A 22520-nucleotide genomic window follows, 5' to 3' on the forward strand; every position below is an offset into this window, starting at 1 on the left:
GCGGGCTTGGAGGGCTCCTCAAACCCTCTACGATAATGACGACCACGCGCGTGACAGCTTCGACTATCAAAGCTGCAATAAAGGGGTATGAAAGCGATGGTGCGTCAAGTTCCGTTCAGCACGGGGAGAGCCCGAATCACCGCGACTTGCTTCTGTTCCCCGCAAGTCGCAGCGCAAGTTCAGGCGCGTGCGGGCGTCTGGGGTCCCGATACTTGACCCGCTCGGGCAGATAACAACCGTTGCCACTTACGTGCGTTCTTGCCCGGTCCGCGCACTTAGATGCGCGCGTATATGGAGCTCCCCACCGTTAGCGTCGTAGCCGTGGTTGTAGAGAATCGGATTTCATAGAGATCGCGTCCAAAGTTGCCCGGTATCTTCACTGACATTCCGCCCAATGTGTCGCTGACCAGCGTAAATAGCTGGTAGCGGAGGTCTTCATTACCATACAAGATGTAGCCGGGTAATTCCGACAGCGTGGTGAAGAACGCAGGAGGATTGCCGAGAACGGCAATCGGCACAGCCGATGGCGAATCGTTCGTTAACGTCCACTGGCTTCCGACGCGCTGCTGCCAGCTGTTCGAAAGAGACGCGGCGGGCGCGAATTGTTGACCGACTGGGAGTGTCAAGTAGGCATAGCCTGCGCCCGGCACCACCCGCTTCATAAGGTATCGATAGTTGTATGGATTGGCTTCGCTGTCTTTGCCTGCCACAACCGTAAAACGATAAGACGCTGTGTCGGCGTCGCTCCACCACCAACCGTCACTCCGAGATTGATAAGTACCTATGGTTTGCCAACCGCGTGTATCTGCGTCCCATTGGCTGAGCTCAAAGCTACCGTTCGAACCAGCAATCACTTGATAGGGCGAATCGGAATTTCCATAAATGCCGGCACTGGTCGATAGGTTAGCCGCGGCAACAACTGATGGTGCCTGACTACTGATCTTTGGTGGCAAGGAGGCAATTGTGCTGTCTTCTTTTAACGCCGACATTACCAAAGTTTCGGCGATCGTACGCGCGTCGTAGCCAGAATTGCCGGTTACCATCAACGCGAATTGCGATTGGGGCACCACGAAGAATTCGGTCGTGTAAAAAGCTGTGCCACCGTCCTTCTCCCAGCCAAGCACACCAGCTGCGTTCAGCGCTGGTTGTACAACCGAATCCCAGCCGAGACCCCATCGCCATTCGGGCGATGGATTGATCGTCAAGTTTTTTGTCTGATCGGAACCCATCTCCGCGACGCTGGCAGCGGAGACAATGCGTTGCCCCTGAAACACTCCACCGTTGTATATCATCTGCGCCAGATTCATCATGTCAACGGGTGTCGAACTTAGCCCACCGGTCGCATAGGCGTTGACAAACTCTTGGTATTGCGTACCGTTGGCCACCGGCAGCGAGAACGATCCGCCGGTAGGAACGCTGGTCAGGTAACTTGAATTTGCCATCTTTAGCGGAACGAGAATCGCCGATGTCACGAAGTCCACGAAGCTCTGTCCAGTCACTGCGAGCACAAGCTGCTCAACCATGGTGAAACCATCGTTGCAATAAACGGCTAGCTCGCCAGGCAGATGCTTTAGATGCGAGTTGGCCAGTTCGGCTTGCGTGTCAGCAGCGTAGCCTGCAATAGGCTGAAAAGTGAATAAGTTGCGACCGTTTGTGCCGGGTAAGCCCGATGCATGCGAGAGCAAATGGCGTGTGGTAATTTGCGCGTACTCGGGCGAGAGCATGGTGAACGTTGGCAGATATTCAACGATCGGTGTATCAAGCGCGATCAATCCTCGATCTACAAGTATTGACGCAGCGAGCGCAGGGAAAAGTTTGCTTACCGAGCCAATGTTGAAGCGCGTCCGAGGTGTTGCGCTGACTTGTCCGGGGACCGATGCCATTCCAAATGCCTGCTGCCAGACAATCGTGCTGCCTTTTACCATTGCGACCGAGATCGCAGCGACCGGGCGGCTGGGGTTGCTGACGGCCGCCTGCATCATCTGCTGGCCCATTGCTATGGTCTGCTGATACGACTGCGAATGGTCGTCGTGCCCACCACAACCAGGCAGAAATGCCGCCAATAATCCAGCGCTGCCGTAGCCGAGAAATTGCCTGCGCGCAGGGCTCATTGCCTCAAAGTTCTTGCGATCGAACTGGACCACGGTAGGCTCCGTTTTGTTGGTTAGTTTTCAGCGATCAAACTGTCTGCCACAATTTTGGCTATCTGATCAGCGGGCGGCGTGCCATCGGGCGCGGTCGCCGCGGTCGCGAACACGACGATCATGTTTTGCGTTCCGGTTGATGCGAACGATACGGCGTCACCTGCATCTGCACGTCACATCTGTAGGATGCCGTATTAGTTTACCTGGAGTCAACGTTCGCCCGCCCTTCCTGTCAGCGTGCCGTGATAGTCACGGAATCCGAAGGCGCAATCTCCAGAGCAATATTCTCGAACAATCGCGATGCCGCAGACACGTCCGGCGAGTCGGCGTTTTTAGTTGCCGTTACCGCGATCGAAATACCGTTTTTCTCAAGATACGCCGATACACCTGAATAGCCGAAGAACGACGGATTTTGCAATAGCCAGCCATTGACGACGACAATACCCAGCCCCCCATACGCTTTGCCGCGTGACGTCACGGGATTCTGCGCGATCATTTCTGCTCGCGCGCGCGCTGAAATCAGCTCACCACTGCCGATTGCCTGAGTGCTTTTGAGAATGTCGGGGATCGTCGAAGACATGATTGCGCCATGTGCGAGCGTCCAAGAGGGATTCCAGGCGGTCGAATTCTGGTAACTGCCCAATTCGTCTGAATACGCATTCAATATCGGCAAAGGCATAAACGCATCGTCGTTGCTGAAGGTTTGGGTTAGTTGCAACGCACGCAAAATTCGTTGGCTAATAAGGGTGCCGAGCGGCATTCCCGTGACTTTCTCGAGCACCTGACCAAAGAGCACGAAATTGGCGTGCGAATACGCGAAACAGGTTCCTGGATCGCAAACCGACGGTTTGGCGAACGCGTCAGCGAGCAATTCGCTTTCTTGCCACTGACGATAGACGTTCTGTTCGAGCGGAATGGTATTGACGTATTCCGGAAACCCCGAAGTCGATCCAATCAACATTCGTAGCGTAACCTTGCTCGCGTCACGAATATCAGGCAGATATTTCGACAAGGGATCGTCTAGGCTTAACTTCCCTTCGTCCTCGAGTTGCAGCGCAACCGTCGACATGTATGAAATCGCGATAGCGCCGATACGCCAGTGCATGTCGATGGTGGCTGGCACGTCGGGAGTCGATTCGCCCCAGGCCTGCGTGAGCACGACATGATCGCCCACGCTGACGCCAACGACCGCCGCGCGTAGATCCAGTTGTTGCATTGTGTCTTGTACAACTCGACGGACAGAATCGGCGACTTGCGAGGTGTTTGTGCAGCCGCTTTCCAAGTGAACCTGATCCGCGCCACACGCTTGCGTGGAACTGCCGCCGCAACTGGCCAGCAAGCCGCACGCCAGTGCGACCGAAGCTGTCCTTGCAAACCAATCAGATCTTGCTAGCAGCATGAGCGAACGACTCCCAGAGTTGCGCGGTCCTTGCAAGATAAAGAATTACGTACAACGGGGCAATGCCCATACAAAGGCCTCTCGACGGCGCGTTGTCATACGTAAATGCGGCAACGCAACTTGTCCATCTTTTGACGAACCGCCCCTCGAGCGGAAAAACATGTATGCATTCTTACAAAGTATGACTTATTATTTCTGAGAAGTAATCAATTAGAACAACAGAATCGTCTAATTAAACCAGGATCGGCTCCGGTCTATTATCGGCATCGAGCGGCGATCTTCAAAAGCATTGCGTCACAACCAATAAGGAAAACGAAGCAATGATGATCGTCCGCCCGGTTCCTCGGACGCACTTCGCGTCCAAGGGCTATGTCTATGCGTTTACCCTGATCCTGTCTATGCTGTTGCCGGGGTGCGGCGGCGATGATTCACCCGAGCCGGCATTCGTCAGCGCCGCCAGGCCGCAAGTCATCCAGTTGATGAGCGACATGCAGGCGCCGGGCGCCGTTGTCTATGTGCAGTCGCCCAAGGGCGACTGGCTTGAATCCTTCGGCGTTGCAGAGCGGGGCACCAGCGCCACGATTCCGACAAACGCGAATTTTCGGGTCGGCAGCGTGACCAAGACATGGACTGCCACGGTCATCCTGCAACTGGTTCAGGAAGGCAAGCTGAGCCTCGCGGATCCCGTCAGCAAGTACATCTCCAACGTGCCGAACGGTACAACCATCACGATTCAGCAATTGCTCGCGATGCGAAGCGGCCTCTACAATTACAGCCGCGACCTCGGTTTCAACCAGACGCTCGATTCGCAGCCGGCGTTGGTGTGGACGACAGACGAGCTCTTGGCCATTGCATACAGCCACCCCGAGGTATTCCCGCCCGACACGTCCCTGGATTATTCGAACACGAACTACATTTTGCTGGGACTGATCATCGAGCAGCTCACCGGCATGAGCGCCGCTGATTCAATCAAGGCGCGACTCTTCGCGCCGCTTGGGCTGGCTGCGACCTATATGTCGCCGGAAGACAATACGGCGATGCCCGCGCCGTTCGCGCACGGTTATCTGTGGGGCACGAATGTGGAGACGGCGACCACCTCGGCCTTGTCGCCGGAACGTCAGGCAGCCGCGAAGAACGGCACGTTGCAGCCGACGGACGTCACGAATGCATCGGCGTCGTGGGGCTGGACCGCGGGATCGGGCATCTCGACGATCAAGGAGCTCGCGGCCGTCGTGCAACGGATGGTCGGCGGCGGCTACCTGAACGCGGACCTGCAGTCAAAGCGCCTTTCCACCTGCACGTCGGTCAATGCGAGCAACCCGAACGCGCCGGCGTATTGCCTCGGCATCGTCAAGTACGGGACGTACTACGGACACAACGGCCAGATCAGCGGCTTCAACACGTTCATGGTGTACGACCCGGCGACCACGACGACCGTGGTCGTCTGGACCACGACCGCGGAATCGCCCGATGGCCGCGCGCCCGCTGACACGATCGCGCAAATGATAATCACGGAACTTGCCAAGCCGTAACGTGAAGCCGCTCCTCAAATGCGCCATAGCGAATAAAATCATTCAACCCGGAGACGGCGATGAAACCATTGATCGAAGCGAGCTGCGAACGGTGGCCAATAGCGGTTGCGGCAGCGCTTCTGCTCGCGTCCTGCGGCGGCTCGGATCACAACAGCACGTCGGTCCCTGATGCGATCATGCAGGTGATGCAGAAGCCCGCGTACAAGGGCGCGACGTGGGCGATGCAGGTTGTCGATGTCAATACTGGCCACGTCATCTACGATCTCAATTCCGGCTCGCAGCTGTTCATCGCTTCGGTTCGCAAGGTGTTTACCACGGGCAATGCGCTCAACATCCTCGGCGCGCAGCACACGCATGTCACTCCCGTGTACAAGCAGGGCACCGTTGACGCAAACGGCGCGCTCAACGGCAACCTGATCATGGTGGCGAGCGGCGACCTGACAATGGGCGGTCGCGCCAACCCGGATGGCACGATTGCGCTCACCGCATTCGATCACAACGAAGCCGATGGTCTCGGCAATGCGCTCCTGAGCGCGCCCGACCCGCTGGCGGGATTCAACGCCATCGCGGCTCAAGTGGCCGCTGCGGGCATCAAGACGGTCAATGGCGACGTCGTGATCGACGATCGACTTTTCGATGCGTTCCAGTATCGCGATGAGACCGGCTTCAACGTCACGCCAATGATGGTCAATGACGATGTCGTCGATATCTCGTTCAGCCCGAGCGCGCAAGGTGCGCTTCTTCTGTTCACCTATCGGCCCATGTCCGCGGCATTCTCCGTGCAGTCCACGCTGACAACGGGCGCAGCGACATCGGATTTCGCCGTCGATCTCAATCCCGAACCGCCGGATGATGTACCCCGGTGCTTAGGCGCGGCGAATTGCATGGGCGAAGTCAGCGGGACGGTGCCCGCGGGTGTCCCGCCTCCGCTGACCGGCGCATATCCGCTCGTACGCACGTTCCGTGTCAGCCGGCCGTCCACGTATGCGCGCACGGTCTTTATCGAAGCGCTGGCACGTGCGGGCGTGACGGTGACTGCCGCCCCGCTCGAGGCCAACCCGGTGGCGTTGCTGCCCGCGCAAGGCTCATATTCGAGCGCGCAGCAGGTGGCTGCGCTCACGTCCGCGCCATACGCGCAAGACCTGCGGTTCGTGAACAAGGTCAGCTATAACATTGGCGCCGACGTGACGCTGTTGCTCTACGGACTCGCCAAGAACGGCTCGCGGACGATGGCCACTGCGCTCGCAACTGAACAGAGCGAGCTTTCGTCTACGTTCAAGATAACGCCGGACCAATATCACTTCGAGGACGGCAGCGGCGGCGGCGATACCACGGCGACCGCTACGGCTGTGATAGCGATGCTGCGCGGCATGCGCCTGATGCCCGACTATGCAACCTACGTCGACACGATGCCTTCGCTCGGCGTCGATGGATCGCTAACCACGGTCACGGATTTTGAGTCCGACCCGACCCTGGCCGGCGCGAAAGGCCGCGTGTACGCGAAGACGGGCACCTATGTCGGCCTTAGCACGACCGCACCGCAAACGCCGTTTCTCAAGGCACAAGCGCTCGCCGGTTACATCGACGCGAAGAGTGGCCGCCGGATCGCCTTCTTCCTGACGATGAACAATGCCGTGTTCGAAGGCTTTCCAACCGTCCTGAACGCCTTCCAGGACGAAGGCGAGATAGCGGCGCTACTCTGGAAGCTGCAATGACGCTGCGGCTTCGCACATCGTTTCCGGTTGTCTTTGCGGTGATCGCTTCCTGCGTGCTTGTCGCGAGTTGCGGGAGCGGCGGCGACAGCACGACTGACCCGATCGCACAGGTCATGAACAAGCCGCGCTATACGAGCGCGAAATCGCAGTGGTCGCTGGTCGTGATGGACGCGAGCACGGGCGAAGTGCTCCAGTCGCTGCAACCGGACAAGCTTGTGCTGACTGCATCGGTACGCAAGCTGTATTCGGTGGCCACTGCGCTCAACGTCATCGGCGCGGATCACCGGTTTGTCACGCCGGTGTATCGCAACGGAACGGTCGATTCGTCCGGCAAGCTCATGGGCGACCTGATCCTCAAGGCGTCGGGAGATCTCACGTTTGGCGGACGGCAGAAGGCCGATGGCACCATCGACTACACCGACTTCGATCACAACGATGCGCGTGGTTTCAGCGGTGCGATCCTCACCCCCGAAGATCCGCTGACCGCCATGAACGATCTGGCGCAGCAGGTGAGGGCGTCGGGCATTACGTCGGTGAGTGGGGAGGTGATCATCGATGATCGTCTGTTCGATGCATTTCGTGTTCCTAACGGTCTTGTATTGCTGTTCCTTTAAAGGCTCCCTGCGAAGCACCCTTCTTTAGTTCGCCAGGAAAAAAGCGTCGAGTGCAGTTTCTCGCGGACATGTACCATTCGGCTCGCCGCGGCGAGTCCACCGCGCATATCAACCATTTCAGAACGAACGGCGCTGTAGCCTGTTTTACTAGCCGCGCATGCAGCGATTCCTCGCCAAGCGGCCAATTTAACTCCGATTATGTTGTCCGTAAGGGAGGCGGTACAGCGGCGCCAATTTGACGCTTTGAAGAACGACGGGTCACGACAGATTCAGCATTGCTCGTTGATCTAAAGCGGGCAACCTGCCCATGTGAGAAAGGATATTGACGGTGCGCAGGTAGGTGGATCCTTTTCAGAAAATTTCATCGGGCATGTTGCCGGAGTTAGAACCGCCCTTAAACAACTTCGCCGAACAAACGCCCCCAGCTTGCCAAGCGGGACGTGTCATAGCCGGCGAGCTGCAAGGACTTCCACACGGCGGTCGCGCTCGTGTCGTAGACAGGAATCCCGATTTCCTGTTCAAGTTCGGATACGATGCGAACGGCGTTCAGGTTGGTGCAGAATATTGAAATCGCGCCGGGCCGCGACGTCGCGACTTCGCGGACCATTGTGCGAATCGTGTCGACCGGGACTTCGGCAAAGGAGAAGTTTACCTGCAGATTCAGATGCCGCTCGTTCACAAAGGTGACGCCGGTACGATGATAGTTGTCGATGATTTTCTTTTGTACGCTATCGACATACGGCGTCACCAGACCGAGTTCGCGTACATTGGTCTTCCTCAAGATCTCGTTGAGTGCCAGCACCGATGTGGTTGCTGGAATACCAGTAATCTCGGTAATCCGACGACATAGGCGATCGTCGGTTTCAAAGCCGAGCCATCCTGCGGATGTACCGTTCCACGCAATTACGTCGACTCTCGCGTCAGCTAGCATCTGCGCAGCATGAGTGATCGCCGACTCGTCGAACTGTCCGAGGGAATGATCGCTAAGCAAAATCTCTGAGACGGGGAAGCGCGCGAAGTGAGCCGTAACATCCGGCAAGCTTGCAAGCATCGCCCTTGTCAGCGGTTCGAGCCATGTGTTGGACGACGGGGTCAACATGCCAAGCAAAGTGCGATTCTTTGTCATTGGGATCTCGAATGGAAAAAAGACGTCGGCAAACCTTTGGACGTAAACCTCGCATTGTCTGCCGCTGGAAACCTGCAGAAAGCATCTTCCTTTGGTTGAGATTTATTGGCAGGCGCCTTCGACGCTTACTCCTCTCAATTGCCGAGCTAAATCACGTCAGTGGTTGCGACCGAAGACCGACGGGCGACGCGAACGTGAGCGAGGTCGACTGCATTTCGAACGCTCGCACCACCTGCCGAGTCAATACCCGGTTCAGACAAGCAAGAGCTGCACCGCTTTCCGTGCGTCCCGCCGAAGCTCTCCGAGATCCATACCGGGGATCTCACCGTCGTCGACGACAACACGGCCGCCCACGACGCTGTATCGAACGGTCGTTGGTTCGCCCGCCGCAACCGGTGCGATCGCTATATCGTGGAAACCATTGAAACGCAGTGCGTCGACATCGTACAGCACCAAGTCGGCCGCATTGCCGACTTCGAGCGTGCCTACCGCGTCAAGACCGAGGACGCTTGCGCCGCCAGCAGTCCCCCAATGAATCGTTTCTTCGACGGTTGTAGCAGAAGCCCCCTGCGACGCGCGATGCAACAGCCACGCAAAATGCGCTTCGTTGGTCATGCTCCCCGACTCGTTCGAGGCCACGCCGTCCACGCCCAGTGACATGGGCACGCCTGCTGCCGCCATCTGCGGCGCGAGCGCAATACCGCTGCCAAGCCGCGCATTGCTGACCGGGCAATGCGAGCAACCGGACCCCGTTTCCGCGAGCATGGCGATCTCGCCGGGTTCCAGATGAACCAAATGGGCGAACCATACATCTGGGCCAAGCCATTCATGCTCGGCGACAAACTCAACGGGCAGCATGTCGAATTTCTCCCGGCAGAAGTCGACGTAGCGACGCGTTTCGGACAGATGCGTATGCAGACGCAAGCCCATGCTGCGCGCTGCGCGTGCGATTTCCGGCAACAGCGCGGGCGGCAACGAAAAGGTCGGCGTGGTGGGCGCGACCACGACCCGGCGCATGGAGTCGGGGCGGGCATCGTGATAGCGGGACTTCAGGCGCTCGATGTCGCCGAGCATCTGGTCAAGTGACTCAGGCTGCAACACGCTGTTCGCAAACCCCGGATGGTCCCCCGCCGCCTGAAGTGCTCCACCGCGGCACAGCACGAAACGCATGCCGAATGCAGCCGCTTCCTCGAACAGAAGGTCGCCGGTTTCTGTCGTGCCTTTTGCGTGGTAAAGATAATGATGATCGGCGCAGGTGGTCACACCCGAAAGCAGGAGTTCCGCCAGCCCCAGCCGGGCGGCGATGCGAACGAGGTCCGGTGTAAAGCGCGCAAGCCGAGGGTACGGCACCGCAGCCAGCCATTCCTGAAGATCGGCGTTTATACCGGCGGGGACCGCCTTCAGCAAGTTCTGGAACAGGTGATGATGCGTGTTGACCCACCCCGGATAGACGACGCAGGAACTGGCGTCGATGACTCTTTCATTTTCTCTCGCCACGAGTTGCGGACCGATTTCCTCGATCCGTCCCGCGCGAACGCGCACGTCGACTTGACCGAGCCGGGCGCGTTCGCCGCGCAGGCCGCTCATGACAGCAATCGGATTCTTGATCAACAGGGCTTCGCTTTGGGTGTTCACGTTTTGTTTCTCCTTGCAACGCATTTCCTGCAGCGGCGCAGAGACGGCCGCTACATAATTCGATTTGGCTCATTCCCGGATCAGTTGATGTGTCTCGACCACGACCTCGTCGTGCGCGCCGTTAAGCACTGCATTTAGAGCCACGGAGACGAGACAGGCGAGCACGACGCCGCTATGCAGGAACGGCTGGGTCCACTCGGGCATCTGCTTGAATACCTCGGGTGCCATCACGGGAATCAGCGCTGTCGCGATCGTGAAGCCCACGATCAGCACGTTGTATCGATTGCTTTCGAAGTCGACCTTCGAGAGCGTCTGCACGCCCGCTGCCACGACTACGCCGAACATGGCGATCCCCGCTCCGCCGAGCGCGGCGGAGGGCGTCGCTGCGACGACCGCGCCAATCTTCGGCACTAGGGCTACGATGCACATTAGCGCTCCGCTTGTGGCAACCACCCAGCGGCTTCGCACGCCCGTGAGGATCACGAGCCCGACGTTCTCCATGAACGCGATAAACGGAAACGCCGCGAACATGCCTGCAATGGCGCTGGCAAGCCCGTTAGCGCGCAGGCCGCGCACGACGTCTTCCTCGGTGACCTGCTTGTCGACAATCCCGCCGATCGCGATGAAGAGTCCCATTGACTCGACCATCTGCACCACCATGACAACTATCATGGTCAGCACCGGCACGACGGCGAATACCGGCGTGCCGAAGTGGAACGGATAAGGTACGGTGAACCATGGCGCGCTGCTGACACCGCTATAGTTCCCCATCCCGAGCAGACACGCGACTACACCGCCGGCAATGAGCCCGATCAACACTGACAGGTTGCGCAGGAACGGCGAGCCGAAGCGATTGACCGCGAGTATCACGAGGGCGACGAACAGCGCGACCAGCAGGAATGGCGATGCGCCGAATTGGGGGTTCTGCCGTCCGCCCGCTGCCCACTCGTAAGCCACCGGAAACAACTGCAAGCCGATCACTGTCACGATGCAACCGGTCACGACTGGAGGAAAGAAGCGTCGCAGCCGGCCGATCAGGGGGGCGGCGAACAGCGTGAACAAACCCGCCCCGATCACGGCGCCGCACACCCCCGCGAAGCCGACATTTGGATTCGAGCCAATGGCGATCACCGGTCCGACACTGCTGAACGCAACGCCTTGCAGGATCGGCAAGCGCACGCCGAATTTCCAGAAGCCAATGGTCTGCAGCAGGGTCGAGATACCCGAGCAAAAAAGCGCGGTGCTGATCAGGATGGTCGTGTCGGCGGACGACATCTTGAGCGCCGACGCGACGATGAGCGGCACGGCAATCGCGCCGATATAAGCAACCAGCATGTGCTGCAATCCGAGCGTAATTACCTGGCGCTTCGGCAGACGCTGATCGACAGGGTGTGGGGCGGTGTTCATCGAATGTCTCCTGAATTTCGTTATTGACCAGCCCGCGGTCCGCGGCACAAGTGCGCGTTTGCACGCGTCGTTTTGGCAGCAGTCGCGCCACGAGTCATCCGCGGGCCGGCTGTTCAACCCGTCAGGCCGTTATAGGTGCGCCGAGACAGGCATGGAAGCGGTCGGTCAGCTCGGCACGATCGAGATCGCGGCCGATAAAAACAATGCGGCTAGTCCGAGGCTCGCAACCCCAGGCCTGCGCCGCGCGCAGCTCGATCACGTTGTGCACGCCTTGCAGCACGTAGCGGCAGGGTTGCCCGCGCACGGCAAGAATGCCCTTCATGCGAAACAGCTTGCTCGCATCCGATACGCGTAGTTGGGCGAGCCAGTCCTGCAATGCGTCGAGGTCGACCTCGGCGGATACCTCGATACCTACCGACGAGACACTGGCGTCGTGTTCGTGTTCGTGCTCATCTGCGTGCTCGTGGTGATCGTGATCCTCATGCTCATGCTCGGAAAGTCCGCCCGCTTCGACCAGCTGCTGTGAGAACTCGGAGGCGCCGACGCCAAGGATTCTTCCCAGGTCGATCAGTGCGTAGCTCGACGGGACAATGTCGGCGGTGGCGTTCAATGCGCGAATCCGTGTGGTCAGGGTGGCCACTTCCTGCTCGCTCACAAGGTCTACCTTGTTGATCACAATGCGGTCCGCGCACACGATCTGGTCTACTGCCTGATTGTCAGAACCGTCGAGGAGGATGTCGTCCAGATGTGCCGCTATATGCTTCGCGTCTACCATCGTCACGACCGCGTCGAGTGTGACCTGTTTAGCGATTGGATCGTCGAGGAAGAAGGTTTGTGCGACCGGATACGGATCGGCAAGACCGCTCGTCTCCACAATGATGTGATCGAGCCGCTCGGGCCTGTCGATCAGTGTGCGGACGATGCGCACCAGATCCTCGCGCACCGCGCCGACACAGCAGACACAGCCGTTCGTCATCTCGTAGATTTCTTCGGTCGATTCAAGCACGAGACCGCCGTCGATACCTATTTCGCCGAACTCGTTTTCGATCACGGCAATCTTGCGGCCGTGATTTTCGCGCAGGATGTAGTTCAGCAGCGTTGTTTTGCCCGCGCCAAGGAAGCCGGCCAAAATGGTGACTGGAATTTTCTCGGCTTCATGATGGGTCATGTGGATGGTGTTCATCGATCGTCTCCTGGTGGTCATACTGACTGCTGATGCGTGGCCAGGCTTCATGCGAACTTCACGCAGTAAGCGGTTCTTCGACGGCTTCCCGCCACCGCGTAACGGTGCCTGTCTCGAGTCCGAACAAGTCGAGCACACGGCCGAGCGTGTGATCTATCACTTGTTCGAGCGATTGCGGCCGGGTATAGAACGCGGGAACGGGCGGCGCCACGATGGCGCCCATCTCGGTCACGGCAGTCATGTTGCGCAGATGCGCCAGCGTGAGCGGTGTCTCGCGCGCGAGCAGGACAAGCGGCCGGCGTTCTTTCAGCGACACGTCGGCTGCTCTTGAAATCAGGCTGAGCGACATGCCGTCAGCAATTTCGGCGAGCGTCTTCATGGAGCAGGGCGCGACAATCATCCCCATCGTGCGGAACGAGCCACTTGCGATGCTTGCTGCGAGGTCGTCGCAACGATGAGTAGTCGTAGCGAGCGCGCTGACGTCGGCGAGTTTGTAATGGGTCTCGTGGGCCATCGTAAGAACGGCCGCCCGCGAGATGATCAAATGCGTTTCCAGATCCAGTGCTCGCAGCAATTCGAGCAAGCGCACGCCATAGACGAATCCCGATGCACCGCTGATGCCGACCACCATGCGGCGGCTTTTAGCGATCGTCATGCCGGCACTCCCCGCTCGAGACCCGCAAGCAATGAACGCGCATGCTCAATCGCACGTTCGCCGATGCGTGCGCGAATGCCGTCGAACGTGGAGCCGCGAGTCGCATCGATACCCATGCGCGAAGTCGTGCCTGAAGCCGACGACGAAGGATCGAGCGGACTGCCCGGCAAGCCGTCGATCACGAACAGGTCGCGATGCGGCTGGAAATGCGTGGCGAGCGCCCATAACACTTGCGAGTCATCGCTGATGTCGATGTCGCTGTCCACCGCGATGACGTTCTTCAGATAAGGGTCCCAGCCGAGCAATGCGAGCATGATCTGGCGCGCTTCACCGTCGCGCGACTGGTTCAGTGCGACATAGCAATGGAAGTGCGTGCCGGAGTTCGGGTAATGAAGTGCTGTCACGGAGGGAAAACGCGCCTTCAACTTCTCGCTCATTTCCGCCTCGCGCGGCAAACGCGCGAGCGTCAGGTGCTCGGCATACGGACCGCCGACCACGTCGACGAGCCATGCATCGCGGCGGCGCATCATGGTGTCGACGCGAAGCAGATTGTTGGTCGAGCGGTCCGACGAATAACCGGAGAACTCCCCGAACGGACCTTCTTCGGCGTGCTCGGCCGGATCGATCGTGCCTTCGAGCACGAACTCCGCAGCGGCCGGTACACCGATGCCGTAACGCGGCGTGCGCACGAGTTCGAGCGGCGCGTTGAACAGGCCACCGGCTATCGAACGCTCATCCGTCCCGAACGGTACCCGCGCGGAAGCGGCCAGCATGAACAGTGGATGAGCACCGATCACCATTGCAACGCGAAGCACGTCGCCGCGTTGCTGCGCGCTTTGTAGCATCCGCCAGAGGTGGCCGCGTGAGTGCAGGCTGGTGGCGAGTGCATTGCGCTCGTGGCGCATGGAACGGTGGTAGCTGAGGTTGGCGATGCCCGTCACCGGATCTTCGGCGACGATCACCGCGTTGGTAATGTAAGGGCCGCGGTCGGTATCGAAATGCCGGATCATTGGCAGGTGATCGAGGTTGACTGCATCGCCTTCGGTGACCTGATCGAGAACTGGACCGTTCGCTACGAAACGCGGCGCAAGCGGCGCATTCGCACGGCTTTGATAGGCTTCAAACAAGTGCGGCGGTTCGACACCGAACAGCCGCGCAATGCGACTGCGGGATGCAAAGACGTTAGTGACGAGCGGTGTGTCCAGACCATCGACCTGCTCGCAGACCAGCATCTCATGCCGGCCTCGCGCCGCCAGTTCCGCGACCAGCGCAGTCACATCCTGATCGGCGGACAACGGCTGCTTGATCGTTAGGACGTCATCGGGAAAGAGGTCGCGATAGGTAGACACGAACGCGTGAAAGTCCTGCGTCCCCGCGAGTTCGTGCAAGCGTGCATCGGCCATGATGGGCTCCGGCGTGTGGATAAACGAGGTGAGACGACCGCGGGCGCGGACTCGGATACGGATACGGATACGGCGCCCGCGGTCTTTCATCAACTACACATAGCTCGCCTTGAGGCGCTTCTCAGCCTCGGCCAGATCTTTCGGCGGTTTGCTCGGCTCGATGCCGACCAGCCTCGCGATGTTGTTACCCATGTAGTCTTCGAGTCCGTCTTCGTCCAGATCCATGCCTTGCGGCGCCGGCGAACACAGCATCTCCAGTTCACGCAACCACATGCCCGGCTCGTTCGGTGGCGAGTCCGTGCCGAACACGATCTTGTTGCGCGGCAACTCTTTCGCGAACTCAACAATGCGCGACTGATAACACCAGCCCGACTCGCAATACACGTTCGGCGTGTCCATCGCCATCCAGAAGGATTCGAATGAATAGTTGCCGCCGGTCTGAATCCCGAAGTGGCCGATGATGAAATTCACCATCGGAAATTCGCGGATGATCGGATAGAACTGCGTCGGGATGGTGTACGGTCCGTCGCCGGTATGAATCAACACGACCACGCCCAGTTCCGCGCATTTCTTCATGGCGGGACGCAGCCAGTCGAGCGCCCGGTCGGGCCGGTAGCCATGCATGTTGGCGTGCAGCTTCAGCATCTTGAAGCCGTACTCCTTCACATGGAACTCGAGTTCGGCCGCGCCGTTTTCCGGGCCCCAGCGCGGGTTGTAGGTGAAGTTGCCGATAAACCTGTCGGGGTATTTCTGCGTCAGTTCGGCGATATACGCCATGTAGTCGCGAATGCCTTCGCGGCCACGCCGGTTACCGTCGCGATAACCCGTGTTGCCGGGCGGCGGCTGGATGAACCCCATGTCGATACGGCGGGGTTTGCCGTTGATCATGTACGGGCCGTCCATCATCTTGAGCAGGCGCTCGCCGGTGAACGGCTCGCCGGTATGGCGCCAGGCTTCGTCGACGAGATTGGTCGGGTGCAGATGGGTATCGATGATCATGCGCGGACTCCGGCAAACTGGTTCAGATAATCGTGTGCTTGCTCCACACTGCGCGGCGGCGGACTCGGTTCGAGGCCGATCATTCGCGCGAGGTTGTTGCCGAGATAATCCTCGAGCGTCTCCTCATCGAGATTCAGACCTTGCGGTGGCTCGTGGCACAGGACTTCGAGCAGGCGCAGCCACATGCCCGGTTCGTTCGGCGGCGTGTCTGAGCCGTACAGGATCTTGTGCGTGGACAGCACCTTCGCAAATTCGACAATGCGCGATTGCAGGCACCAGCTCGATTCGCAATAGACGTTGGGGGTATCCATGGCCATCTGGAACGGCTCGAAGCAATACACGCCACCGGTCTGCACGCCGAAGTGCGCCATGATGAAATTCACCGACGGAAATTCCCGGATCAGCGGATACCACTCGGTCGGAATGCTGTATGGACCATCGCCGGTATGAAGCTTGACGAGCAAGCCCAGCTCGGCGCATTTGCGCAAGGCCGGGCGCAACCAGTCAAGCGCGCGGTCCGGCCGGTAGGCGTGCATGTTCGCCTGCAACTGGACCATCTTGAAGCCGTGCTCCTTCGCATAGAACTCGATAGCCTTGGCCCCGTTCTCCGGACCGCAACGCGGGTTGTAGACGAAGCAGCCGAGCAGCCGGTCTGGGTAGCGTTGAACCAGCTCGACGGTGTAGGCCATGTAGTCGTCGATCGACTCGCGGCCTGAGCGCTCGCCGTCGGTCCACGTATAGATGGTGTTGCCCTGGGGCGGCTGGATGAAAGCCTTGTCGATGCGGCGCGGTTTGCCGTTGATGATGTACGGCCCGTCGAGCGTCTTGAGGAGGCGTTCGCCCGTGAACGGTTCGCCGTCGTGGCGCCAGGCGAGGTCGACCAGGTTGGTCGGGTAACAGCTTGTGTCGATGATCATGTACTCGATCTCCCATAACAGAGGAACTGGCATTAACCAGTTGCCGGATCGCTGGCAGGCGCATCTGCGGATGTGCATTGCGGCCCTTGTCAAAGCACTATTTTTTTAGCGCTTTCCCCTCGCCGGCATCGAGTGTCACACTGATGTGCACTGCTGCTTGATTCGCAGTCTCTTCAAACAAAAGCGCTCTGTACAATATTTTTTAACGTGACTCTTGATACGTAGGCGATATGGACATCCGGCTGTTGCGTTACTTCGCGGTGCTTGCCGACGAGTTGCATTTCGGCCGCGCAGCCGCGCGCCTGCACATTTCCCAGCCCCCTTTGAGCCAGCAGATCAGGCTGCTTGAAGAAGAGCTGGGCACGGCTCTTTTCACGCGCTCGCAGCATCGTGTCGAACTCACGGAGGCAGGGAAAACACTGAAGGAACAAGTGCCCCTGGTGTTCGCGCAGTTCGAACGGGCGATCGATCTGGCCCGGTGCGCGGGTCGAGGGGAGGTAGGGAACCTCGAGATAGGCATCATCAGTTCGGCCATGGTCGACGCCATTCCGCTTGCGCTGCGCGCGTTCGACGAGCGTTATCCCGCCGTACGCTGGACGCTGCACGAAATGACGCCCGCCGCGCAGATACAAGCGCTGAAGGAGCACCGCCTGGACGTATGTTTCTTTCGTATGACCCATGACGACCCCGAGATCCAGAGCGAGGTGGTCGTCAGGGAATGTGCCATGGCCGTGCTGCCGCCGGGACACCGGTTTGCACAGAGACAGGAGATCGCGTTGAAGGAGTTGCACGCGGAGCGCTTCGTGTCGTTTGGCCTGACGCACTCGAAGCTTGCGAGGTTCTTACGGGACCGTTGCATTGAAGCCGGGTTTACGCCGAAGATCGAGCAGGAGGTGGTCGAAGTGCAGACGTTGTTGTGCCTCGTAAGGCAAGGGCTTGGCGTGGCACTTGTGCCGTCCTCGTCGCAGCAGTTGACGACCGGCGGTGTCGTCTTCAAGCCGTTGAGCGGACAACCGCCGGAGGTGTCGCTCTATGCGCGCTTCCGGACCGGCGACACGTCGCCGGTGCTACGGCTGTTTCTCGAGACCGTTCGCCAGTGCGCTGAAGCACCTTTCACTCAAGGCTCTGCGCCACCAGCGCCTTAAGTGTCTCCACAACGTCCGCCACTCTCTCGCGTTTGCCTTGCGGCCACACCGCGTACAAGTTGTAGTGGGTTGGAATGGCGACCTCGGTCAGCGCCACGAGGTGCCCCGCACGTAGCGCATCCGTCGCGAGCAAACCCCGTGCAAGGCCGGCGCCTACGCCGGCTGTCATGGCTTCAATCAGGCTCGCCGCGTTGTCGAACACGGCGAGCACGTTCGACGGTTCGAGCGCCGCCAGGCCGGCCGCTTCGAGCCAGGGAATCCATGATCGCTTCGTGTAACCGAGCAGCGGCAAATCGAGCACCGCTTCGGGCGCGAGCGGCAAACTCAAGCCGAATTTTTTCACCAGGGCTGGTGAGGCCATCACCGTCAGCCGGTCACTGCACATCAGCCTGTTTTCATAGCCCTCCCATTCGCCGTAGCCGTATCGCAACGCTAAATCGACGCGTTCGAACGCTGTGCGCTCGTGGCGAGGCGTGGACAGCACAGTCAGCGCACGTCCGTCCAACGCCTCGATCAATGCGGGAAGGCGCGAGCTAAGCCAGCGTTGTGACAACTCTGGATCTACATCGAGCGTAAGAGAGTGTGTGACCAGCCGCTCTTGCACAGAGGACAGCGCGCGGTCGATCTGCTCGAAGCCGTCGCCAAGCAGGTTGGCGAACAGCACGCCCGCGTCATTGAGCATGACGCGCCCGCTCTTTCGCTCGAACAACGGCTGCCCGACAAATTCCTCCAGCGTCCGGATTTGCTGGCTGATCGCGCTATGCGTAAGGTCCAGCTGCCTTGCTGCACTCGAAAAGCTGCCGCCGCGTGCCGCGCTGAGGAAGGACTGCATCGACTGGATGGAAGGGTAGCGTTTGAACATGCCTGTTAGTCTGACTGACGGCCGTTGGAAGAAATTGTCGCTGGCGCGGGATTTAACGGCTTTCAATAATCGGCACGACGGCTGGACAACAAGCGACAAGCCAAGGGAGACACTCATGATCGAGATCATCGTCAATGACGAGCGGCATACGCTCGACAATGTAACGGAAGACATGCCGCTGTTGTGGGTGTTGCGCGACCGCCTGAAACTCACCGGTACGAAGTTCGGTTGCGGCGGTGGATTTTGCGGCGCATGCACCGTGCACCTCGACGGTAATGCGATGCGCTCGTGTGTGCTGCCGGTGGGTGCGGTAGCGGGGCATCGCATTACGACTATAGAAGGTTTGTCGAAGACCGGCGAGCATCCGTTGCAGCGTGCATGGATTGAAGAGGACGTGCCGCAATGCGGTTATTGCCAGCCCGGTCAGTTGATGGCGGCGGCAGCATTCCTCAACGGTAAACCTGAGGTCAACGACGAAACCATCACCGGGGCGATGTCAGGCAACGTGTGCCGCTGCGGCACTTATGCGCGCATTCGAAGGGCGCTCAAACGGGCCGCTCCCGAACTCTTGTCGTCAAAGAAGGAGGCATGATGCGCGACGCAAGCAAACCGGCGGTGGCGCCGGTGGAATCTCGTGAGGTCTCTCGCCGACGCTTCCTAAAGCAGGGTTCGGCGTTGCTCGCCACAGGGGTTGCCGTCGGTTTTCGTTTGCCTGACGCGCGGGCGGGCGAAGCATCGGGTGCCGCTGCGTCAACGAGCGCGACCAACGAATTTGAGCCCAACGCATGGGTCCGCGTGTTGCCCGACGACACGATTAAGCTCGTGGTTCACAAACACGACTCGGGCACCGGAACGCGGACCGCGCTGGCAGCGATCGTGGCGGAAGAACTGGACGTCGACCCGTTCACGGTCGACGTGATCACGCCCGAGAATCCGTTCTACATGGTCTACATTCATCCACTGTGGAAGGTGTTCTCAACGGGCGGCAGCACCAGCGTTTCACTTGAATACGATCGTCTTCGACTGGCAGGCGCGACCGCAAGAGCAATGCTTGTGGCTGCAGCCGCGAACCGGTGGAATGTGCAGGTTGCATCGTGCTCGACTGCAAAGGGTTATGTGGAACACGCAGCGAGCGGCCGGCGGGCGAACTACGGATCCCTAGCTGAAGCTGCCGCACGCGTTCCTGCGCCGAAGGATGTCGTGCTAAAGGACCCCGCGCAGTTCAAGTACATCGGCAAGCTGCAAAAGAAGCGTGGGGCGGCGCAGAAGGTCGCGGGGACGTTTCAATACAGCATCGACGTGGATCTGCCGGGCATGCTGGTCGCCGTGATCACGCGCGCGCGGGTGATAGACGCGCGCGTGCGCAGTGTCGATTCGTCCAAAGCACTCAAACTGCCGGGCGTGCGCAGCGTGATCGAGATTCCGGGGCGTCCAGACGTGCTGGGCGGCAATCAGGCAGGTGTTGCGATTCTTGCGGATGACTACTGGTCGGCGCATCAAGGACAGGCGGCATTGCGGATCGAGTGGGACGACAGCCTCTTCGAAAGCTTCGACAGCGACGCGCTCGCAGGCCATCAGGCCGCGTGGCTCGACAGCCCGGCGGCGCATGTCGTGCCGACCATTCAATCCGGCGATGCGAAGGCTGCATGGACGCATCCGGCGCGCGTGATAGAAGCGTCGTATTCGATGCCGTACAAAGCCCAGAACCCTATGGAGCCCGTCAACGTCACTGTATGGGCACGCAAGGACGCAATAGCCTACTGGGGCGGTATCCAGGTCCCTTCCACGGCACAGGAGGCCGCTGAAGTGATCGGCGGATTCAAGGGAGATCAGGTCACGGTGCACGAGCTCGTATCAGGCGGTAGCTTCGGTGCGCGTGAATCGAAATACTGGCTGTTCGAGGCCACGTACCTCGCGATAAAGACCGGCAAACCGGTCAAGCTGATGAACAGTCGCGAGACCGAGATGGGCGCGCTGTTTCATCACGCGGCGACGTACCATCGCGCGAAGGCGGCGCTTGACGAGCACGGCCGCCTGGCTGCGTTGCAACTGCGTGCCGTCTCGCCGGCTTCGCCGGAGCAATGGGAGCCGGGTTATTTCGATCGCGCTGATCGTATGGACTACAGCACGACCGAAGCCATTAACGCGCGCGAGTTCACGTACCGTGCGCCGCACCTGGACCTTGGCTGGGTGCGCCATGAAACGGGAGTCCCGACGGGTTGGTATCGAGCGGTCAGCTACATCTCCAATGTATTCGCGGTCGAGTCGATCATCGATGAAGCGGCGCACCTCGGCAACCGCGACCCGTTGCAGTTCCGGCTGGCGAACATGCATGATGAGCCGCGCCATGCGGCGGTCGTGAAACGAGCCGCGCAGCGCGCGGGATGGCATGAGCCGCTGCCCGCAGGCGTGGCGCTGGGCATTGCGACCAATCAGGCGTATGGCAGTTATGTCGCGGTCGTCGCCCGTGTCGCGAAGAAGGATGGAGCGATCGTCATAGAGAAGCTCACTTGCGTGGCGGATTGCGGTCTGGCGGTGTCTCCCGGTGGCGTGGAGGAGCAACTCTATGGTGGCCTGATGTGGGGCCTCGGACACGCGCTCTTCGACCAGATCAACATCCGCGACGGCCGCGTCATGCAACGCAACTTCGATACGTATCGGGTGGCGCGAATGAGCGACATGCCCGCCGTCGATATCGAGATCGTGCAGGGAGACCTCACTAAACCGGGGGGCGTAGGCGAGCTATCGAGCCCGGCAGTGACACCAGCTATTGCCAATGCCATTTATCGTCTGACCGGAGAACGCAAGCGGTCCACACCGTTCGAAATGCCAATAAAGCGCGCTGGCCCAAAAACTTCATGATCGTTGACCCGATTGGAGGCAGTGCGTGGTGCGGTAACGTGCGAATTCTTTGCCAACGATGAGGCAGCTCCGGTGGAGAGCGTTGCAAACGTGTGTTGTTTGCGACAATCCTGCTCGAAAATAAATCGCGTTGGCGCACCAAGATCGTAAGTGCGCGGGTTTTCGGCAAACGCGATGGCTATAACGCGCGCAACGCCAGACACCCTAGGCTGACATAATTTTTTCAACTCCATCGCTGTGAATTTAGGAAATTTGACATATTTGACATAAATAGAATTGCCGAGTTTTAATACGTATTACTAAATATATTTTTTGATGGACCCTGTGTAGAGAGCCGGTCGGATTCAAAAAATCCGCCGCATCTCGAATTAAGATTCTGATTTGGAAGGGAAATCGATGGTCTGATGAGACAAAAAGGTTTTATGTCTGGCTGGAGGGGCTTTCGATACCTGCGATGTATTTCAGCGGCGGCTCACCATCGCTGGCGAACATGAACATCTCTCCGTCTGGGTCGCGTTGCGCAAGCCTCCAGCAAAAGCGGAAATCGTGCACGTCGTCGAGAAAATCGCAGTAAGTGAGGGACCCGTACACCCATAACCAGGCTGTCTTGTTGGCGGTGGCGGCCACTTCCTGTTCGCTTATTTCGATGCCGTAATGCTGGTCGACGTGATAAGTGTTGCTGGTAAACGCGTTTGAATTTTGTTAACTTTCGGCGTCGTCATTACGCCGGGGTACCGATGAAGTGTGTCGTAGAGCTGACCGAAGCCGAGGATCAGACGTTGCAACAGCTGTGCGTGAATCACAAACATCGCGACGCTCGCACCCGGGCCGCAGGCGTGCTGTTGCTCGGACGCAGGGTCAAGTTGACCGAGATAGCCTCCAAGCTTGGCGTGAGCGGCCAATCCGTTTACAACTGGGCGCA

Annotated in this window: 19 protein-coding genes; 6 read left to right on the forward strand and 13 right to left on the reverse strand. The window is 59.3% G+C overall.

Annotation, left to right across the window (positions count from 1 at the left end; genetic code table 11):
* Window positions 1-275: 275 nt before the first annotated feature.
* Entirely contained in the window at window positions 276-2111 is a 1836-nt protein-coding gene (locus tag ACMX25_RS33035; RefSeq protein WP_414954120.1) for a serine hydrolase domain-containing protein, read from the reverse strand.
* A 265-nt stretch (window positions 2112-2376) separates the two neighbouring features.
* Complete coding sequence (locus ACMX25_RS33040) at window positions 2377-3543, reverse strand: serine hydrolase domain-containing protein (RefSeq protein ID WP_414954101.1); 1167 nt, start codon at window positions 3541-3543, stop codon at window positions 2377-2379.
* 320 nt (window positions 3544-3863) lie between these two features.
* Here ACMX25_RS33040 and ACMX25_RS33045 point away from each other — a divergent pair, with 320 nt between their 5' ends.
* From ACMX25_RS33045 to ACMX25_RS33055, 3 genes are read left to right on the forward strand one after another with little or no spacing between them, the layout of a single operon-like run.
* The gene (locus ACMX25_RS33045) at window positions 3864-5075 is read left to right on the forward strand and encodes a serine hydrolase domain-containing protein (protein ID WP_414954102.1); all 1212 of its coding nucleotides are present in this window, start codon (window positions 3864-3866) and stop codon (window positions 5073-5075) included.
* A gap of 59 nt (window positions 5076-5134) precedes the next feature.
* Window positions 5135-6790 carry a D-alanyl-D-alanine carboxypeptidase/D-alanyl-D-alanine endopeptidase gene (gene dacB / locus ACMX25_RS33050; protein ID WP_414954103.1) on the forward strand — a complete coding sequence of 552 codons (1656 nt, stop codon included), beginning with the start codon at window positions 5135-5137 and terminating at the stop codon, window positions 6788-6790.
* The gene (locus ACMX25_RS33055; RefSeq protein WP_414954104.1) at window positions 6787-7404 is read left to right on the forward strand and encodes a D-alanyl-D-alanine carboxypeptidase; all 618 of its coding nucleotides are present in this window, start codon (window positions 6787-6789) and stop codon (window positions 7402-7404) included. Before dacB ends, ACMX25_RS33055 begins: the two co-directional genes overlap by 4 nt.
* 394 nt (window positions 7405-7798) lie before the next feature.
* On the opposite strand, the gene ACMX25_RS33060 is transcribed toward ACMX25_RS33055, so the two are convergent.
* From ACMX25_RS33060 to ACMX25_RS33095, 8 genes are all read right to left on the reverse strand, one after another.
* Window positions 7799-8530 (reverse strand): maleate cis-trans isomerase family protein, encoded by a 732-nt coding sequence (locus ACMX25_RS33060; protein ID WP_414954105.1) that lies wholly within the window; start codon window positions 8528-8530, stop codon window positions 7799-7801.
* A gap of 252 nt (window positions 8531-8782) precedes the next feature.
* Window positions 8783-10189: an amidohydrolase family protein gene (locus ACMX25_RS33065; protein WP_414954106.1), complete on the reverse strand. Its 1407-nt coding sequence runs from the start codon at window positions 10187-10189 to the stop codon at window positions 8783-8785.
* A gap of 45 nt (window positions 10190-10234) precedes the next feature.
* Window positions 10235-11572, reverse strand: a complete 1338-nt coding sequence (locus tag ACMX25_RS33070; RefSeq protein WP_414954107.1) for a nucleobase:cation symporter-2 family protein — start codon at window positions 11570-11572, stop codon at window positions 10235-10237.
* 121 nt (window positions 11573-11693) lie between these two features.
* On the reverse strand, window positions 11694-12755 hold the full coding sequence (locus ACMX25_RS33075; RefSeq protein ID WP_414954108.1) for a CobW family GTP-binding protein: 1062 nt from the start codon (window positions 12753-12755) through the stop codon (window positions 11694-11696).
* A 58-nt stretch (window positions 12756-12813) separates the two neighbouring features.
* Window positions 12814-13410: a UbiX family flavin prenyltransferase gene (locus ACMX25_RS33080; protein ID WP_414954109.1), complete on the reverse strand. Its 597-nt coding sequence runs from the start codon at window positions 13408-13410 to the stop codon at window positions 12814-12816.
* The gene (locus tag ACMX25_RS33085) at window positions 13407-14813 is read right to left on the reverse strand and encodes a UbiD family decarboxylase (RefSeq protein ID WP_414954110.1); all 1407 of its coding nucleotides are present in this window, start codon (window positions 14811-14813) and stop codon (window positions 13407-13409) included. The genes ACMX25_RS33080 and ACMX25_RS33085 overlap by 4 nt, the downstream gene beginning before the upstream one ends.
* A gap of 93 nt (window positions 14814-14906) precedes the next feature.
* Window positions 14907-15812 carry an amidohydrolase family protein gene (locus ACMX25_RS33090; RefSeq protein WP_062173372.1) on the reverse strand — a complete coding sequence of 302 codons (906 nt, stop codon included), beginning with the start codon at window positions 15810-15812 and terminating at the stop codon, window positions 14907-14909.
* The gene (locus ACMX25_RS33095) at window positions 15809-16729 is read right to left on the reverse strand and encodes an amidohydrolase family protein (protein ID WP_414954121.1); all 921 of its coding nucleotides are present in this window, start codon (window positions 16727-16729) and stop codon (window positions 15809-15811) included. The genes ACMX25_RS33090 and ACMX25_RS33095 overlap by 4 nt, the downstream gene beginning before the upstream one ends.
* 230 nt (window positions 16730-16959) lie before the next feature.
* Between ACMX25_RS33095 and ACMX25_RS33100 the strand changes: the two genes are divergently transcribed.
* The gene (locus ACMX25_RS33100; protein ID WP_414954111.1) at window positions 16960-17874 is read left to right on the forward strand and encodes a LysR substrate-binding domain-containing protein; all 915 of its coding nucleotides are present in this window, start codon (window positions 16960-16962) and stop codon (window positions 17872-17874) included.
* On the opposite strand, the gene ACMX25_RS33105 is transcribed toward ACMX25_RS33100, so the two are convergent.
* Window positions 17843-18736 carry a LysR substrate-binding domain-containing protein gene (locus ACMX25_RS33105; RefSeq protein WP_414954112.1) on the reverse strand — a complete coding sequence of 298 codons (894 nt, stop codon included), beginning with the start codon at window positions 18734-18736 and terminating at the stop codon, window positions 17843-17845. The two genes, ACMX25_RS33100 and ACMX25_RS33105, sit on opposite strands and share 32 nt — an antisense overlap.
* A gap of 115 nt (window positions 18737-18851) precedes the next feature.
* On the opposite strand from ACMX25_RS33105, the gene ACMX25_RS33110 reads away from it, so the two are divergent.
* Both ACMX25_RS33110 and ACMX25_RS33115 read left to right on the forward strand, forming a co-directional pair.
* Window positions 18852-19328, forward strand: a complete 477-nt coding sequence (locus tag ACMX25_RS33110; protein ID WP_414954113.1) for a (2Fe-2S)-binding protein — start codon at window positions 18852-18854, stop codon at window positions 19326-19328.
* The gene (locus ACMX25_RS33115; protein ID WP_414954114.1) at window positions 19325-21598 is read left to right on the forward strand and encodes a xanthine dehydrogenase family protein molybdopterin-binding subunit; all 2274 of its coding nucleotides are present in this window, start codon (window positions 19325-19327) and stop codon (window positions 21596-21598) included. The genes ACMX25_RS33110 and ACMX25_RS33115 overlap by 4 nt, the downstream gene beginning before the upstream one ends.
* Before the next feature lie 420 nt (window positions 21599-22018).
* Here ACMX25_RS33115 and ACMX25_RS33120 read toward each other — a convergent pair whose 3' ends face one another.
* Together ACMX25_RS33120 and ACMX25_RS33125 are read right to left on the reverse strand one after the other, a co-directional pair.
* Window positions 22019-22225 (reverse strand): hypothetical protein, encoded by a 207-nt coding sequence (locus ACMX25_RS33120; protein ID WP_414954115.1) that lies wholly within the window; start codon window positions 22223-22225, stop codon window positions 22019-22021.
* A gap of 11 nt (window positions 22226-22236) precedes the next feature.
* Window positions 22237-22520: hypothetical protein (locus ACMX25_RS33125; RefSeq protein ID WP_414954116.1), on the reverse strand; the 284-nt coding region annotated here is incomplete at its 5' end.

It is taken from the genome of Caballeronia eucalypticola, from assembly GCF_047608185.1.
In the GTDB taxonomy this organism is placed as follows: domain Bacteria; phylum Pseudomonadota; class Gammaproteobacteria; order Burkholderiales; family Burkholderiaceae; genus Caballeronia.